At 69.4% G+C, this 14836-nt stretch carries 16 protein-coding genes; 3 read left to right on the plus strand and 13 right to left on the minus strand.

Features of this window, described 5'->3' with window-relative positions:
• The first annotated feature begins 17 nt into the window (after positions 1–17).
• On the plus strand, positions 18–305 hold the full coding sequence (locus tag AOM45_RS26935; protein WP_030472912.1) for a hypothetical protein: 288 nt from the start codon (positions 18–20) through the stop codon (positions 303–305).
• Positions 306–310: 5 nt separating this feature from the next.
• On the opposite strand, the gene AOM45_RS26940 is transcribed toward AOM45_RS26935, so the two are convergent.
• Both AOM45_RS26940 and AOM45_RS26945 read right to left on the minus strand, forming a co-directional pair.
• A complete protein-coding gene (locus AOM45_RS26940; protein WP_030472913.1) occupies positions 311–604 on the minus strand; it encodes a hypothetical protein in 294 nt (97 codons plus the stop codon).
• The gene (locus AOM45_RS26945) at positions 594–1988 is read right to left on the minus strand and encodes a class II fumarate hydratase (RefSeq protein ID WP_030472914.1); all 1395 of its coding nucleotides are present in this window, start codon (positions 1986–1988) and stop codon (positions 594–596) included. Before AOM45_RS26945 ends, AOM45_RS26940 begins: the two co-directional genes overlap by 11 nt.
• A 63-nt stretch (positions 1989–2051) precedes the next feature.
• Here AOM45_RS26945 and AOM45_RS26950 point away from each other — a divergent pair, with 63 nt between their 5' ends.
• Positions 2052–3020 carry an NAD(P)/FAD-dependent oxidoreductase gene (locus AOM45_RS26950; RefSeq protein ID WP_030472915.1) on the plus strand — a complete coding sequence of 323 codons (969 nt, stop codon included), beginning with the start codon at positions 2052–2054 and terminating at the stop codon, positions 3018–3020.
• Positions 3021–3067: 47 nt separating this feature from the next.
• Here the strand turns inward: AOM45_RS26950 and AOM45_RS26955 are convergent, their stop codons facing one another.
• The 8 genes from AOM45_RS26955 to AOM45_RS26990 all read right to left on the minus strand — a co-directional run bounded on the left by AOM45_RS26955 (position 3068) and on the right by AOM45_RS26990 (position 8489).
• Positions 3068–3478: a L,D-transpeptidase gene (locus AOM45_RS26955; RefSeq protein ID WP_030472916.1), complete on the minus strand. Its 411-nt coding sequence runs from the start codon at positions 3476–3478 to the stop codon at positions 3068–3070.
• A gap of 56 nt (positions 3479–3534) precedes the next feature.
• Positions 3535–4080, minus strand: a complete 546-nt coding sequence (locus AOM45_RS26960; protein ID WP_236703839.1) for a L,D-transpeptidase — start codon at positions 4078–4080, stop codon at positions 3535–3537.
• A 126-nt stretch (positions 4081–4206) separates the two neighbouring features.
• Positions 4207–4977 carry a S1 family peptidase gene (locus AOM45_RS26965; protein ID WP_030472918.1) on the minus strand — a complete coding sequence of 257 codons (771 nt, stop codon included), beginning with the start codon at positions 4975–4977 and terminating at the stop codon, positions 4207–4209.
• 131 nt (positions 4978–5108) lie between these two features.
• A complete protein-coding gene (gene glpX / locus AOM45_RS26970) occupies positions 5109–6149 on the minus strand; it encodes a class II fructose-bisphosphatase (RefSeq protein ID WP_030472919.1) in 1041 nt (346 codons plus the stop codon).
• A 67-nt stretch (positions 6150–6216) separates the two neighbouring features.
• Positions 6217–6432, minus strand: a complete 216-nt coding sequence (locus tag AOM45_RS26975; protein ID WP_229813098.1) for an exodeoxyribonuclease VII small subunit — start codon at positions 6430–6432, stop codon at positions 6217–6219.
• Positions 6429–6773 (minus strand): hypothetical protein, encoded by a 345-nt coding sequence (locus AOM45_RS26980; protein ID WP_030472921.1) that lies wholly within the window; start codon positions 6771–6773, stop codon positions 6429–6431. Before AOM45_RS26980 ends, AOM45_RS26975 begins: the two co-directional genes overlap by 4 nt.
• Complete coding sequence (xseA, locus tag AOM45_RS26985; protein WP_030472922.1) at positions 6763–8001, minus strand: exodeoxyribonuclease VII large subunit; 1239 nt, start codon at positions 7999–8001, stop codon at positions 6763–6765. Before xseA ends, AOM45_RS26980 begins: the two co-directional genes overlap by 11 nt.
• Positions 7998–8489: a lipid droplet-associated protein gene (locus tag AOM45_RS26990; RefSeq protein WP_030472923.1), complete on the minus strand. Its 492-nt coding sequence runs from the start codon at positions 8487–8489 to the stop codon at positions 7998–8000. Before AOM45_RS26990 ends, xseA begins: the two co-directional genes overlap by 4 nt.
• A 62-nt stretch (positions 8490–8551) precedes the next feature.
• On the opposite strand from AOM45_RS26990, the gene AOM45_RS26995 reads away from it, so the two are divergent.
• The gene (locus tag AOM45_RS26995) at positions 8552–9496 is read left to right on the plus strand and encodes a 4-hydroxy-3-methylbut-2-enyl diphosphate reductase (RefSeq protein ID WP_051784630.1); all 945 of its coding nucleotides are present in this window, start codon (positions 8552–8554) and stop codon (positions 9494–9496) included.
• A gap of 62 nt (positions 9497–9558) precedes the next feature.
• Here AOM45_RS26995 and AOM45_RS27000 read toward each other — a convergent pair whose 3' ends face one another.
• The 3 genes from AOM45_RS27000 to AOM45_RS27010 form a co-directional block, all read right to left on the minus strand.
• Entirely contained in the window at positions 9559–12924 is a 3366-nt protein-coding gene (locus tag AOM45_RS27000) for an nSTAND1 domain-containing NTPase (RefSeq protein ID WP_051784631.1), read from the minus strand.
• A gap of 91 nt (positions 12925–13015) precedes the next feature.
• Positions 13016–13747 carry a DUF6542 domain-containing protein gene (locus AOM45_RS27005; RefSeq protein WP_035913547.1) on the minus strand — a complete coding sequence of 244 codons (732 nt, stop codon included), beginning with the start codon at positions 13745–13747 and terminating at the stop codon, positions 13016–13018.
• Positions 13748–13836: 89 nt separating this feature from the next.
• Positions 13837–14748, minus strand: a complete 912-nt coding sequence (locus AOM45_RS27010) for a DNA recombination protein RmuC (RefSeq protein WP_030472927.1) — start codon at positions 14746–14748, stop codon at positions 13837–13839.
• Positions 14749–14836: the final 88 nt, after the last annotated feature.

Below are 14836 nucleotides of genomic sequence, written 5' to 3' on the forward strand. Positions count from 1 at the left end.
GCCAGGCCGTGCGTTGGGTGAGCGATGAACCTCAGCCCGGTTGGGTCGAGGTTCATCTCGTCGACGCGGATGGAGCCGTCTGGAGCCTCTTCGACAAGCCGCCGATCTTCGATGCGGATGACAGGCTCACGCCCGACGCGGCGTACCCGGTCGATGTCGAGCTGGACTGCGAGATCGTGTCGCGTCAGGTCGACGCGAGCGGCCGCGACCTGGTGACCATCTCGACTCGACGTCCACGGGGTGTCGAAACCGAGACCGGTCGAGACGAGTTCCACGTGGCGCCGAGCCAGCTCGTGGACTGCTGACCTGGTCAGTCGCCCACGAACTCCATCGTCAGCGACCGGTCCGCCGCACACACCGCCGCCAGTGCGCGGAGGTCGTCGAAATGACGTCCCTCCGCGCCCACCGCGTCCAGCGCCGCCACGAGGTCCGACATGTCGACAGAGCCCAGCTCCCGGTAGCCGTACGGTTCGATGCGGTTCAACAGCGGATGATCGACCCGTTCCAGCAGTGCGCTGAGCACGAAGCCGGGGTCCGGCAGCATGGCCACCACCGTCACGTGGTGCCGCGACCCCGGCCGGACCACCCGGACGTCAACGCCCACCGCGGGCCATCTTCAGCACGTCCAGCGCGGCGTCCAGCTGCTCCTCGGACAGCTTCGACGGCACGTGGCCGCGTTCCAGCACCACCTCGCGGATGGTCTTGCGCTCCTTCAGCGACTGCTTGGCGATCGACGCCGCCTCCTCGTAGCCGAGGTAGCGGTTCAGCGGCGTGACGATCGACGGTGACGACTCGGCGTACTCGCTCATCTGCTCCACCTGCGGTTCGGCCCCGGCCAGGACCTTGTCGGCGAGCAGACGAGCCACGGCGGCCAGCAGGCGGGAGGACTCCAGGACGTTGCGGGCGATGACCGGCAGCATCACGTTCAGCTGGAAGTTGCCCTGCGAGCCCGCGAACGCGACGGCGGCGTCGTTGCCGATGACCTGGGCGACGACCATCATCGTGGCCTCCGAGATCACCGGGTTGACCTTGCCCGGCATGATCGAGGAGCCCGGCTGGAGGTCGGGCAGGGCCAGTTCGCCGAGGCCCGTGCGGGGGCCAGAGCCGAGCCAGCGGAGGTCGTTGGCGATCTTGAACAACGCCACGGCGGACGCGCGGAGCTGCCCGGACATCTCCACCACGCCGTCCTGGGTGGCCTGGGCCTCGAAGTGGTCGCGGGCCTCCACCAGCGGCAGGCCCGTGGCCGACGCGAGCTCCGCGGACACGCGGGCGCCGAACTCGGCGGGGGCGTTCAGGCCCGAACCCACGGCGGTGCCGCCGATCGGCAGCTCGGCCAGGCGAGGAATCGACGCTCGCAGCCGTTCCACCGAGTAGCGGACCTGGGACGCCCAGGCGCCGGCCTCCTGGCCCAGCGTCACGGGCACGGCGTCCATCAGGTGCGTGCGGCCCGACTTGACCAGGTCCGACCACTCCGCAGCGCGCGACGCGAGAACCGACTCCAGGTGTTCCAGCGACGGGATCACGTCGGTCACCACGGCCTCGGTGGCGGCCACGCGCAGGGTCGTGGGGAACGTGTCGTTGGACGACTGCGAGGCGTTGACGTGGTCGTTCGGGTGCACGTCGCGGCCCAGGGAGCGGGTCGCGAGGGTCGCGATGACCTCGTTGGCGTTCATGTTCGACGACGTGCCCGAGCCCGTCTGGAACACGTCGACCGGGAAGTGGTCGTCCCACTGGCCCGCGGCCACCTCGTCGGCTGCCGCGGCGATGGTTGCGGCCAGGTCCTCCGGCAGAACGCCCAGCTGGGCGTTGACCCGGGCCGCGGCGCCCTTGAGCAGGCCGAGGGCCCTGATCTGGGCTCGTTCGAGGCCTCGACCGGAAATCGGGAAGTTCTCGACCGCGCGTTGGGTCTGGGCGCGCCACAATGCGTCGACCGGCACGCGGACCTCACCCATCGTGTCGTGCTCGACGCGGTACTCCTGTTCAGACATGCCTTCGAGTCTCTATGGTCGATCACAGCACTGCCACCCACCACTGGCAGAAGGGCACCACTCATGGAGCGTGACGTCGACCTCCTCATCGTGGGCGCTGGTCCCACGGGGTTGTTCGCCGCTTACTACGCAGGCTTCCGGGAACTGAGAACCGCGGTGGTCGACGCCTTGCCGGAGCCCGGCGGCCAGGTCACCGCGATGTATCCGGAGAAGATGATTTTCGACGTCGCCGGCTTCCCCGCCATCCGCGGGCGCGACCTCGTCAACGGGCTGGTGGAGCAGGCTGCGCAGTTCAAGCCGACCTATCTGCTCGGCAGGCAGGCGCGCACACTGGAGTCCACAGAGGATGGACTGCGGATCGGCCTGGCGGACGGCACCACGATCACCGCGGGCGCCATGCTGATCACGGCGGGCATGGGCGAGTTCAACCCCCGTCCGCTGCCCGCGGGTGACGGCTGGCTGGGACGCGGCATGGTGCACTTCGTGCCCGTGCTGGCCGAGCACGCGGGACAGCACGTGGTGATCGTCGGCGGTGGCGACTCGGCGTTCGACTGGGCGCTCGCGCTGCACCCGATCGCCGCCAGCGTCACGATCGTCCACCGCAGGGCGAACTTCCGGGCGCACGCGGCCACCGTGCGGCAGGTGAGGGAGCTCGGGGTCGAGATCGTCACCGACGCCGAGGTGCTCGAGCTGCGCGGCGAACCGCTGTCCGAAGTGGACGTCAAGGTCAAGGGCGAGGACGTGAAGACGCTGCCCGCGCAGACCGTCGTCGCGGCACTCGGGTTCACGGCCGACCTCGGGCCGATCGAGTCGTGGGGACTGGAGCTCGACCACCGCGCGGTCGTCGTCGACACCACGATGAAGACCAAGCTGGACCGGGTCTACGCGGCGGGCGACGTCGCGCAGTACCCCGGCAAGGTCAAGCTCATCGCCACCGGGTTCGGGGAGGCGGCGACGGCGGTCAACAACATCGCGGTCGCGCTCAACCCGTCCGCGCACCTGTTCCCCGGTCACTCGAGCGACGCTGGCTGACCGGCAGAACCGCTGCCCACCAGCGGCGCCGGTGGGCAGCGATCGAGTTACGGCAGGACCTGGACCTTCTCGCCGATCATCAGGTTGTCGTAGAACACCAGCGACGCGTCGGCCGCCAGCCGGACGCAGCCGTGGGACTGGACCGCGGTGTCACCCTGGTGGAACGCGATGCCGTCCGAGGTGAAGTACACCGCGTTCGGCATCGGGCCGTTGTAGGGGACGCTCCAGTCGTTCTTCACCTTGCGCAGCACCGAGAACGTGCCGACCGGGGTCTCGTACCCCGGCTTGCCGTGGCTGATCGGCACCGGGCCGTAGCTGGTTTTTCCGTTGTACACCAGCCATGCCTTGTTCGTGTGCTTCTCCAGGCACGCTCCGTTGTAGACGGTGCACCCCGCCTGCGCCTGCGCGGGTACCGCGAAACCGAGGATCAGGAGCACCGTCGCGATCAGAACTCGCATCTCACATCACCCCTCGGTGGTGGAGTAACCACTGAGGGGTGACTTGAATCATCGTCCTATGCGACGACCTGAACGGTCTCGCCGAGCGCGAGGTTCTGGAAGTAGTACTGCGCGGCCGCGGGATCCAGGTGGATGCAGCCGTGCGACGGCACGGTCAGCGAGCCCTCGTGGAACGCGATGCCGCTGTCGGTGAAGTACGTCGACCACGGCATGGGCGCGTTGTACGGCTTGCTCCACTCGTTCTTCACCTTGCGCAGCACCGGGAAGTTGCCGAGCGGCGTCTCGTAACCCTTGCGCCCGTGGGTGATCTGCACCGGGCCGTAGACGATCTTGTCGCCGCGCACGACCCACGACTGGTTCGTGGAGAGCTGGATGCACGCGCCGTCGCTGATGCTGCACGGCGTCGGCTTCACGACGGGAGGCGGCGGCGGTGGTGGGGGAGGAGGAGGCGTCTCCGAGGACGACGGCGGCGGCGCCGGAGAAGAGGGCGACACGGAAGAAGACGCCGGAGGTGGTGGTGCTGTGGGAGTTTCCGCGTGCACGGCCCCCTGCGCGCACCCCGCCACCGACATCAACGCGACCGCCGCGAGCAGCATCCGCATCGCGCACCCCCCTTGTGATCCCATCCTTTGCCGATGTAGACGACGGGGGGATGACCGAGGTTGCAACGCGGAGGGCCCGCCTCCCATAACGAATGGGAGACGGGCCCTCGGAATGCGTTTACCGGTTTAGACCGAGCCCGCGTACTGGCTGATCCACGAGCGGAAGTACGGGACGTCCACGTAGATCGACGGAGCGGTCGCGCAGGTCGCGCCGCCACCGGAGCGGCTGGTCGCACCGATGAGCTCCCAGCGGCCGTTCACCGACTTCACCTGCGGGCCACCCGAGTCGCCGTAGCAGGCGCCCTTGTTGCCACCGGTGTTGTTGGTGCAGATCTCCGAGGCACCGCTGATGCCGGAGCAACGGCTGTCCGTCACGATCGACGTGTCGAGCTGCTGCAGCGTGATCGGAGCGGAGCCGCAGCCGCGGGTCGGGCAGGTCTGACCCCAGCCGATGATCCGGGTGGCGGTGCCGACCGGGCCGGACACCGACGCCACGGGGGCGGGCGCCTGGCTGACCGAGGTGCTCAGCTGCACGAGCGCGAGGTCGGCGGACGGGTGCGTGACGATGCGGGACGCACCGGTCACCGTGCCACCGCTGGTGCGGTTGGTGGTGCCGATCCGGGTGCGGATCGACGACGGCGACGAGCCCTGGACGCAGTGCTTCGCGGTCACGACCCAGTTGGCCTTGATCAGCGTGCCGCCGCAGAAGTGGCTGCCGGAGGTGCTCTGCAGGGAGACCATCCAGGAGTAGACCTGCGTGGCGTTGGTGCCGCCGACGATCATCGTGCCCATCTCGCCGTCGGCGGTGGGCGTGGGAGCCGCGGTGGCCGCGGCGGCCGAGGCGAGCAGGGCGCCCGCGGCCACGGCGATTGCGGAGAACAACGAACGTGCCCTCATCGTTGAGATTCCTTCCTGAACCCGGCGCAGGGTTGCCGGGGTCAGTTCGGAAACTAAGGACGAAAGTGACTTCGTCACTAGGGTCACTCGGAGGGTGACTGTCCGTTGACGGTTCACAGCTTCACAGGGAACTACGGCAGCGGCTGCTGCACGTCCTCCGGCAGGTCGAAGTCGACCGAGGCGTATTCGCGCAGCTTGTGAAGGCTGTGGAAGCCGTCGATCATGCGGACGGTGCCGGACTTGGAGCGCATGACGATCGACTGCGTGGTGCAGCCACCCGCGCGGTAGTGCACGCCGCGCAGGAGGTCGCCGTCGGTCACGCCCGTGGCGCAGAAGAAGACGTTGTCGCCGGAGACGAGGTCGTTCGTGGTGAGCACGCGGGACAGGTCGTGGCCCGCGCCGATCGCCTTCTCGCGCTCCTCGTCGTCCTTGGGCCACAGACGGCCCTGAATGGCCCCTCCGACGCACTTGAGCGCCGCCGCGGCGATGATGCCCTCCGGCGTGCCTCCGATGCCCACGAGCATGTCCACGCCCGACGTGGGGCGTGCGGCGGCGATCGCGCCCGCGACGTCGCCGTCCGAGATGAAGTGGATGCGGGCGCCGGCCTTGCGCACCTCCTGCACGATCGACTCGTGCCGAGGCCGGTCCAGGATGCACACGTTCACGTCGGACACGTCGCTGTGCTTGGCCTTCGCGACGCGGCGGATGTTCTCCGCGAGCGGGGCGGTGATGTCGATGACGTCGGCCGCCTCCGGGCCCACGGCGAGCTTCTCCATGTAGAACACGGCGGACGGGTCGAACATCGCCCCGCGCTCGGCCACGGCCAGCACGGCCAGCGCGTTCGGCATGCCCTTGGACATCAGCGTGGTGCCGTCGATCGGGTCGACCGCGACGTCGCACTCCGGCCCTTCGCCGTTGCCGACCTCCTCGCCGTTGAACAGCATGGGCGCCTCGTCCTTCTCGCCCTCGCCGATCACCACGACACCGCGCATCGAGACGGTGTGGATCAGCTTGCGCATCGCGTCGACCGCGGCGCCGTCACCGCCGTTCTTGTCGCCGCGGCCCACCCACCGGCCGGCGGCCATGGCCGCGGCCTCGGTGACGCGCACGAGCTCCAATGCCAGGTTCCGGTCGGGGGCTTCGCGACGTCGTTCCGCGGGGGTGTTCACCATTGCGCGCCTCCATGCGACTACTCAGCGTGCCGGATTTTGTGATCGGCAACTGAATCCTTGCACGGGATCACGCCTCGGAAACGTCCTCCTCGACCACAGCGAGAGCTGCATCGATTCGCTCGCGCGCACCGGCGAGATGCTGCTCACACGTCTTGGCGAGCGCCTCACCGCGTTCCCACAGGGCGAGTGAGTCCTCCAGCGACAGGCCACCGGCCTCCAGCTTGCGCACCACCTCGACCAGCTCGTCGCGGGCGGCTTCGTAACCGAGTGTTTCCGAACTCACGCGGATTGGCTCCTCAGACGGCTCAGCACGGTCGCGACGGCCAGGTCGTACCCGACCAGCGCCTCCGCGAACTCCTCGCCGTCACCCTCTCGCACCGCCTCGCCGATGAGCGCCTCGGCCTCCGCGACGCGCCGGTACTGCACGGTTCCGGCGGTGGCCTCGCTCAGGTCGTGCAACGTGAGGATCAGCGTGCGGCGGCTCGTGGTGTCGCAGTCGCCCACCAGCGCCGTCCAGCAGTCCGCGGCGGCCTTGTTCGCCGCTTCCGCCTTGTTCCGCAGCCCCGAGCCGCACGCGCCGGCCGCCTCCATGGTCAGGGGCAGGAACACGGCATCACGCATCATCGGTACCTCCCCCTTCCACGTTGGTGACCACTGCTCCCACTGCTCCGTCAACGACGCGTACCCGCAGCTGTGTTCCGCTCGGGGCGTCCGCCACAGACCGCAGCACGCCGTCCGGCCCCTCAGGTGTGACGAGTTGCACAACGGCGTAGCCGCGGGCCAGCGTGGCGGCTGGTCCGAGGGTCGTCAAGCGGGCTTTTGTCCCCGACAGGTGGACGTCTTCCCTGTCGAGACGTTGCGTGACAGCCCTGCGGCCTTGGTCGCGAAAACGTTTCACGTCCTCGGCACGGCGCTCCAGAGGGCCGTACGGGTCCGAAAGTACTGGTCGCGAGCGCAGCGCGTCGAGCAGTTTGCGTTCGCGGTCGACCCAGCCGTGCAGCGCACGCCGCCCGCGGTCGCGCATCTGGCGGACGCGTTCACTCTCTTCGGCGACATCGGGAACCACCCGTTTGCCCGCGTCGGTCGGCGTCGAACAGCGCAGGTCCGCGACGTGGTCGAGGAGCGGGGTGTCCGGCTCGTGGCCGATCGCGGACAGCACCGGCGTGCGGCACGAGGACACCGCGCGGCACAACGCCTCGTCGGAGAACGGCAGCAGGTCCTCCACGCTGCCGCCGCCGCGGGCGATGATGATCACATCGCACTCGGGGTCACGTTCCAGAGTGGACAGTGCGGTCATCACCTGGGTGACCGCCATCGGACCCTGCACGGCGACGTTGATGACCCGGAAGTGCGCTCCGGGCCAGCGGTTGCGCGCGTTCGTGAGCACGTCGCGCTCGGCCGCCGAGGCGCGACCGGTGATCAGACCGATCTTGTTCGGCAGGAACGGCGGACGGCGCTTGCGGCGCGGGTCGAAGAGGCCCTCGGCGTGCAGCAGCTTGCGCAACCGCTCGATGCGCGCCAGCAGCTCGCCGACGCCGACCGCGCGGATGTCGTCCGCCCGCAACGACAGCGTGCCGCGGTTCGGGTAGAAGCTGATCTTCCCGTGCACGATCACGCGGCTGCCCTCGGTGAGCTGCAGCTCGCGGATCATCCCGGCGTTGCAGGTGATCGACATCGACATGTCGACGCTCGGGTCGCGCAACGTCAGGAACGCCGTGGAGCTGCGCGCGTTGAGCTGCGTGACCTGGCCCTCGACCCAGACGTCGCCGAGCCGGTTGATCCAGTCGAGCAGCTTGCGGGCGACGGTCCGCACCGGCCACGGATTCTCCGGCGTGGATTTCGCTTCAGTCACTGAGCTTTGACCGTCGCGATCCGGCGGTTGAGCATGCCGACGAACTCAGGCCTGGCCTCGTGCGCCTTCTCGTAGCGCAGCAGTTCCTCGAGCTGCTCGACGTCCAGGTTGCGCAACCGGGCGCGCAGCTGGGCGATCGACAGCTCGTCGTAGGACGGCAGGAACTCGGGAACCTCGGCGATCGCCCGCTCTTCCTCTTCCCACGGGTCGTCGGCGATCACTTCCTGAGAAGTCGTGACGGGCGTCTCGTCCTCGTCGAAGGTCGCCCACTCCGGCTCCTCCTCCGCGGGCCTCAGTCCGGAGAGGACGTCGTCGCCCTTGATGGCGAGTTCGGTCACATGCTGCTGAACGCGCATGGACAGCTGCATCGCCTCGCTGACCACCGTCAACGGGAGTCCGGCGAGCTGCTGCGGCAGCTTGCGGGCCTGTTCGAGGGCGGTCACCGCGAGTCCGGCGGCGACGCGGACACCCAGAGGCAGTGGCTTCATGCGTGTAAGCCTGCCGCAACAGCGCTGAGAATGCGACGGAACTGCCTGGGTACCCTGGTGCCATGCCCAAGCGAGTCCTGTTGGCGAAGCCGCGTGGTTACTGCGCGGGCGTTGATCGTGCCGTGGAGACGGTCGAGCGCGCTCTCGAGCAGTACGGCGCACCCGTCTACGTGCGCAAGGAAATCGTCCACAACAAGTACGTCGTGGAGACGCTGTCCGACCGCGGTGCCATCTTCGTCAACGAGACCGACGAGGTTCCTGAGGGCGCACTCGTGGTGTTCTCAGCACACGGCGTGTCGCCCGCCGTCCACGAGGAGGCGGCGCAGCGCTCGTTGCGCACCATCGACGCCACCTGCCCGTTGGTGACGAAGGTTCACAAGGAAGCCGTGCGCTTCGCCAAGGAGGACTACGACATCCTCCTGATCGGCCACGAGGGCCACGAGGAGGTCGAGGGCACCGCCGGTGAGGCGCCGGACCACGTCCAGCTCGTCGACACCGCCGAGGACGCCGCGACCGTCGAGGTGCGCGACCCGTCCAAGGTCATCTGGCTGTCGCAGACCACGCTCTCGGTCGACGAGACCATGGTGCGCGTGCGGCAGCTCAAGGACCGCTTCCCCGAGTTGCAGGACCCGCCGTCGGACGACATCTGCTACGCCACGTCGAACCGCCAGACCGCGGTGAAGACGATGGCGCCGTCGTGCGACCTGGTGCTGGTCGTGGGTTCCAAGAACTCGTCGAACTCCGTCCGGCTGGTCGAGGTCGCGCTGCAGCACGGCGCCGACGCCGCGTACCTCATCGACTACGCCAAGGAGGTCGACATGGCGTGGCTCGAGGGCGTCGAGACCGTCGGCGTCACGTCGGGCGCGTCGGTGCCGGACATCCTGGTGATGGAGCTGCTGAAGTTCCTCGAGTCGCACGGGTTCGGCGACGTCGAGGAGATCACCACGGCCAACGAGAAGATCGCCTTCTCGTTGCCGCGCGAGCTCCGCAAGGACCTGGTCCGCTAGTTCCGAGTGCACGCGGGGAGCTTTCGTTCACTCTGAGCGCACGAGAGGGCCCCGCGTGCCGTTCAGCCCAGGGTGCGCAGGGCCTGGTCCACGTCCAGGCCCCACACCACGATGCCGTCGTGACCGGCGGACACCACGGTCCTGTCGTCCTTGCCCCACGCCAGGTGCGTGACGCCCCGGCTGTGGCCGCGCAACTTCGCCCACGCCGCCTGCGCGCGCACGTCCCACACGATCACCGTGCGGTCGGCGCCACCGCTCACGAGCCGGTTGCCGTCCGGGCTGAACTGCAGCGCCGTGACCGCGTCGGAGTGCCCGCTCAGCTCGCCGATCTTCTGCCACGTCGCGGTGTCCCAGAGAGCGATCAGGCCGTCGTCGCCGCCTGTCGCGAGGAACTTCTGGCCGGCCGAGAGCGCGATCACCCGCACCGCGGCGGAGTGCGTGCGGGGCAACGTGAGTGTGTTCAGGCCGTCTTCGCGGATCTGCACCTCGCCGTCCTCGCGGGCGAGCACGAGCTGATTGCTGCGCCGGCCGAACGAGACCGCGGTCCGCGGGCCCGCGGAGTCGCCGCCGATGTACGACGGCGTGATCTCGCCGGTGAGCGGCCAGACGGCGTCGGGACTGGTGGCGCCCACCACGGCGATGGCGTTCTCGCCGAACGCGACCGCCGACCGGGACATCAGCAGACTGCCGCCGCCCGCTTTCGGCTCTAAGACCGGCTTTCCCGTCGCCACGTCACGCACCGCGAACGGCCAGCTCGTCGAGACGAGAGTGCCGTCTGGGCTGAAGCGGCCCGATGTGTGTTGTTCTGCACCGGTTTCAACGCGCTGCTGCGTGCGCAAGGCCGAGTCGCGACGTTCGATCACGCCCATCTCGTCGAGGGTGAGCACCGAGCCGTCCTCGTCCACCGCGAGCGCCTGGACCGTGTAGCCGACCCTCGTCGGCAGGCTGCCGGGAGGCCAGAACCGCAGGGCACGCGGTGTCAGCACGGCGAGGGTGCCGTCCGCGGTGAACTTCGCGCTGCGGGCGGGTTCGTTGACCGTGAGCGTCGTGATGACCGCATTGCGCGTGAGGTCCCACAGGTGCACACGGCCGTCCTCACCTGCCGAGACGAGCACGGTGCCGTCAGCGTTGAGCGAGAGGCCCTGGACGATGCCGGTGTGGGCGGGCGGGGTGGCGGTTACCGCACCCGTGGCGAGGTCGCGCACCTGCACCTGGCCTTCGGTGGTGGCGATCGCGACGAGCTTGCCGCCGGGCAGCAGGCGGATCTTGCTGATCCCGCTCGTCTGCACCTGGAGCGTGCCGGTCTGCTGCCGCGTCTGGAGGTCCCACAACGAGATGGCGTCGCCTTTCGACAACGCCAGGACACGGTCGTTGAGCGCGAACGGGCCGTAGTCCTGGCCGACCGGCAATGAGAACTCGAGCTTGTGGGTGGTCATGTCCCAGACGTCGCCGCCTACGACGAGTGAGCGGCCATCGGACGTGAACGCGACACCGCCGTGTGTGCCGTACTCCTGCATCACGACGGGGTCGGCCTCTGGGCCCGTCCAGAGGAGGATTCGCCCGTTCTGCAGGACCGCCGCGATCGTGCGGCCATCCGGTGCGATGTCCCAGGAGTGCACGTAGCTGTCCTGGCTCGGCCGCCACTTCGCCTTCGGTGACAGGCTGGCCGCGTCGTACTGCATCAGCCCGTCAGGTCCCATCAGGTTGATGGTGTCCTTGCCCGTGCCAAAGCTCCACGCGCCGTTGTGATCGACCTTGCGGCCACGTGCCGCTGCTGCTGCGCTGAGCAGACGGCTGCGTGCCTCGGTGGTGGGATAGGTCCGGTACGCCTCGGTCGCCTTGCGGGCGGACTGCAGGGGATCGCTGACGGCCAGCGCGTCCGAGGCCGACGCGAGCTGTTGCGACTGCGCGATGAGGCTGAGCCGCTCGACCTCGCGGCGTTGCTGCACGGCGACCACCGCCGTCGCCGTGGTGGCCACGAGCAGGGCCGACAGCCCGGTCGCGATCCAGCGCAGGCGGCGCAGGCGGCGGCGGTGCAGAGCCCTGGAGGCGCCGATGAACTCGCGTTCGGTACCGGTCAGCTCAGGCCTGGCGCGGGCGACCCACTCGTCCGTCTCGGAGAGCCTGGTGGACCGGTAGAGCGAGTCGGTGTCCCGGCCCAGCTCTGCCCACGTCCTGGCGGCGTCGGTGAGCCTGCGGTGCGTCCTGAGGCCCTCGCGGTCGGAGTCCAGCCAGGCGCGCAGCCGTGGCCAGGCCGAGAACAGCGCCTCGTGGGTGACCTCGACGGTGTGCTCGCCGACGGTGATCAACCTGGTCTCGGCCAGGACGTTCAGGACCTCCTCGCCCACGACCTCCAGGCGCGGGACCGGGCGCTTGGTGCCGTCGGAGCTCAGCCGGAGCAGCAGTTGCTTCGCCAGGTGCTGCTCGGAGTCGTCGAGGGAGGCGAACGCGGCCTCCGCGCTCTGTGCGAGCGCGCCCTGGATGCCACCGGCGGCCTGGTAGCCCGCGAGCGTGAGCGTGTGGCCACGTCTGCGGTGCCACGTCTCGAGCAGCGCGTGGGAGACCAGGGGGAGCACTCCGCTGCGTCCGGCGGCCTCGGCGACGAGGGTGGTCAGCAGGGCTGTCTCGACCGTGCACCCGGCAGTGGCGGCGGGCTGGGTGATGGCACGGCGCAGCTCGTCAGGTGTCATCGTGCCGAGGAGCACCTGTGCGTCCGTGAGTGCGTCCGCGAGCTTCGGGTACTGAGCGCAGTGCGGGTAGAAGTCGGACCGCACGGCGATCACGCGCCGGCAGTCGGCGGTGAGCAGGGCGTCCAGGAACGCCGTGCGCTGGACCTCGTCCTCGCAGAGCGTGAAGAGCTCCTCGAACTGGTCCACGACCAGCAGTTCGGGGTCGTGAGCCAGCGCGTCGGCGATCGCGGCGTCGGGGTCCTGGCCGGGCGTGCACACCACCGCGTTCGGGAACTTCGCCGCGATGCCCGCCCTGAGCAGTGACGACTTGCCCTCGCCGGAGGCGCCGAACACCGCGAGGAACCGCTGGCGGCCGAGCCGGTCGAGCAACGACGCGGTGAGGGTCTCCCTGCCGAAGAACCGGTCGGCGTCCTCGGCGGTGAACGGGTTCAGGCCCACGTACGGGGACGGCCCGTCGGTGGTCCTGCTCCTCGCCATCGCGACGGCGAGGTCGTGCCAGCGCCGTTCCCACGCGGTCTCGTCGCCGTGGCACGCCCTGACGTAGGCGAGCGTGACGTCGAGGCCCGGCAGCTTCCGCCCGCCCGCCGCGTCGGACAGAGTGCTCGCGGAGAAGTGCGCGCGCCGGGACAGCTCCCGGTAGCTCGGCTTCCCCGCGTTGGTGCGCAGTTGTCGCAGGTCCGCGGCGAACAGCAGCAGTGGACTGTCGCCGTCGTCCAGCGGACGTTCCCCTCTAGGCATCGCACTCATGCTGGCAGAGTGCGGTGCTGGTCAGGGCGTTGTTGTCCGTGATCCGTTGTCCGTGGTTCGCGGCGCGATCCCGAACAACCCGCTAGCGGTCCTCACGCGGTGGCCGCGGCCTGCGCTGGCCTGCCGGACGCTCGCCGCGGGCGCCTTCCGGACGTGGACGGCGGGCAGGGGCGCCCTCGGGACGCGGGCGGCGGGCCGGTGCGCCTTCCGGGCGGGGACGGCGCGGGCGCTCCTCCGCGGGCTCCTCGCGGTCGCGGTCGCGCTCTCGTGCGGGCTTGCGGGCCGCCGGCTTGCCGCGGGACTTCAGCTCGGCCTTGGCCTCGCGGACCTCGTCCTTGGACGGCCGGTTCGGGTCCTTCTGGAGGAAGATCCGCAGGATGCCCAGCGCGACGGTGACGGCGGTGGTGAGGGCCATGACCGGGAAGCTGTCGATCAGCGGCCGGCCCAGGCCGAGCGCCATGGACGCCAGGTTGCCCTTCTGGATGCCGCCCGTGAACAGCACGAGCAGGGGCACCGTGGCGGCGAGGACCAGGGGCGGCTGGACCATGGGCGCGAACAGGCTGCGGCGCTGGACCAGCAGGATCGCGGCGAGCGCGCCGACGAAGAACACCGCGTTGAACGTCCAGCCGACGGTCTTGCTGGAGTTGATGTCGATGAACGCGCCGATGAACGCCGGGACCAGGGCGGACAGGATCGCCGCCCACCAGGGGATGCCCTTGAACTCGCCGAAGGCGGCCCGGTAGTTCCACGGAACCGCGTCATAGTCCTCGACGTCGTCATCGAAGGCTGCCGAACGCTCGCGCAACTCACTCACGCCGCACACGGTAGCCGTTCGGCCATTCGGTGTTCGCCGGTCCGCTGCTTTCTCACCCAGAAGCAACCTGCGGGCACTCTGCGTGCGTTTTAAGCGGACTGTTCGTCAGCCCTTCGGACGAGAGGCAGTGGCGTGGGCGTGGCCGAGGCGTCCGTGAGCGGCTCCACGCTCGCCCGGAAGCCCTCCAGGGCGTCGAGTTCCCTGCGCCGTGCCGAGAGGAAGCGCTGCAGGTGGGTCGTGGAGAGGTTGACCGCCTCGATGGCGGTGTCCGCGGCCCGGTTGGCGCGCCCGGCCTGGAGCCTGACCTGCTCGACGTCGTCGGCGAGGGCCCGTTCGGTGACCGCGAACATCGCGCTGGAGGCGATCACGGCGAACCCGGTCGGGCCGCACAGGAAGACGCGGCGGTCCAGCAGCCAGCGCAGCAGTTCGGGATCGGTGTCCAGGGCGGCGACGACCGCGCCGTCGTTGGGGACGAACATGATCGTGCCGTAGATCGCGTCGGCCCAGCGCTGGTAGCCCTTGCCCGCCAGCTCGGCGGCGCGGGAGCGGATGTTGCGGACGTGCACCCGCAGCGCGTCCTGGCGTTCCTGCGGATCGTCCGTTTCGACCGCTTCGGCCCACGTCGCCATGGACATCTTCGAGTCGACCGGGACCATGCGGCCGCCGCCGACGTTCAGCACCATGTCCGGGCGCACCGCACCGCCGCCGGCGACGTCGGTCTGGAGCGTGTAGTGGAGGTTTTCCCTCAGGCCGAGTGCGCGCGCCGTCTCGACGAGCACCTGTTCGCCTAGCTCACCGCGGCCGCTGACGCTGGAGAACGCCACTTCGTACCGTTGCAGGGCTTGTTGTTGTGCGTCGTAGCGCGCGCGTTCGGTGCTGATGGCGTTGAGCGCCTCGTCGGTGCGGCGAACGCTGTCCTGGTAGAGGCGCCAGACGAACACCAGCGCCCCGGCACTGACGAGCGCCAGGACGAGCGAGGCGGTGATGATCACTGCGGTCACGGCACGATGATGCTCCCTCAAAGATGTTGAACTCGATCGGGTGACACGCCGGGAACCCTCCCGGAGATTTGTCAGACCTCGTCTCTAC

It is taken from the genome of Lentzea aerocolonigenes, from assembly GCF_000974445.1.
GTDB classification, from domain to species: domain Bacteria; phylum Actinomycetota; class Actinomycetes; order Mycobacteriales; family Pseudonocardiaceae; genus Lentzea; species Lentzea aerocolonigenes.

Bases quoted from the DNA above. Each gene is read 5' to 3' on its own strand.
- AOM45_RS26945 (WP_030472914.1), bottom strand. From the start codon at position 1,988: ATGTCTGAACAGGAGTACCGCGTCGAGCACGACACGATGGGTGAGGTC.
- AOM45_RS26950 (WP_030472915.1), top strand. From the start codon at position 2,052: ATGGAGCGTGACGTCGACCTCCTCATCGTGGGCGCTGGTCCCACGGGG.
- AOM45_RS26955 (WP_030472916.1), bottom strand. From the start codon at position 3,478: ATGCGAGTTCTGATCGCGACGGTGCTCCTGATCCTCGGTTTCGCGGTA.
- AOM45_RS26960 (WP_236703839.1), bottom strand. From the start codon at position 4,080: ATGCGGATGCTGCTCGCGGCGGTCGCGTTGATGTCGGTGGCGGGGTGC.
- AOM45_RS26965 (WP_030472918.1), bottom strand. From the start codon at position 4,977: ATGAGGGCACGTTCGTTGTTCTCCGCAATCGCCGTGGCCGCGGGCGCC.
- glpX (WP_030472919.1), bottom strand. From the start codon at position 6,149: ATGGTGAACACCCCCGCGGAACGACGTCGCGAAGCCCCCGACCGGAAC.
- AOM45_RS26980 (WP_030472921.1), bottom strand. From the start codon at position 6,773: ATGATGCGTGATGCCGTGTTCCTGCCCCTGACCATGGAGGCGGCCGGC.
- AOM45_RS26990 (WP_030472923.1), bottom strand. From the start codon at position 8,489: ATGAAGCCACTGCCTCTGGGTGTCCGCGTCGCCGCCGGACTCGCGGTG.
- AOM45_RS26995 (WP_051784630.1), top strand. From the start codon at position 8,552: ATGCCCAAGCGAGTCCTGTTGGCGAAGCCGCGTGGTTACTGCGCGGGC.
- AOM45_RS27000 (WP_051784631.1), bottom strand. From the start codon at position 12,924: ATGCCTAGAGGGGAACGTCCGCTGGACGACGGCGACAGTCCACTGCTG.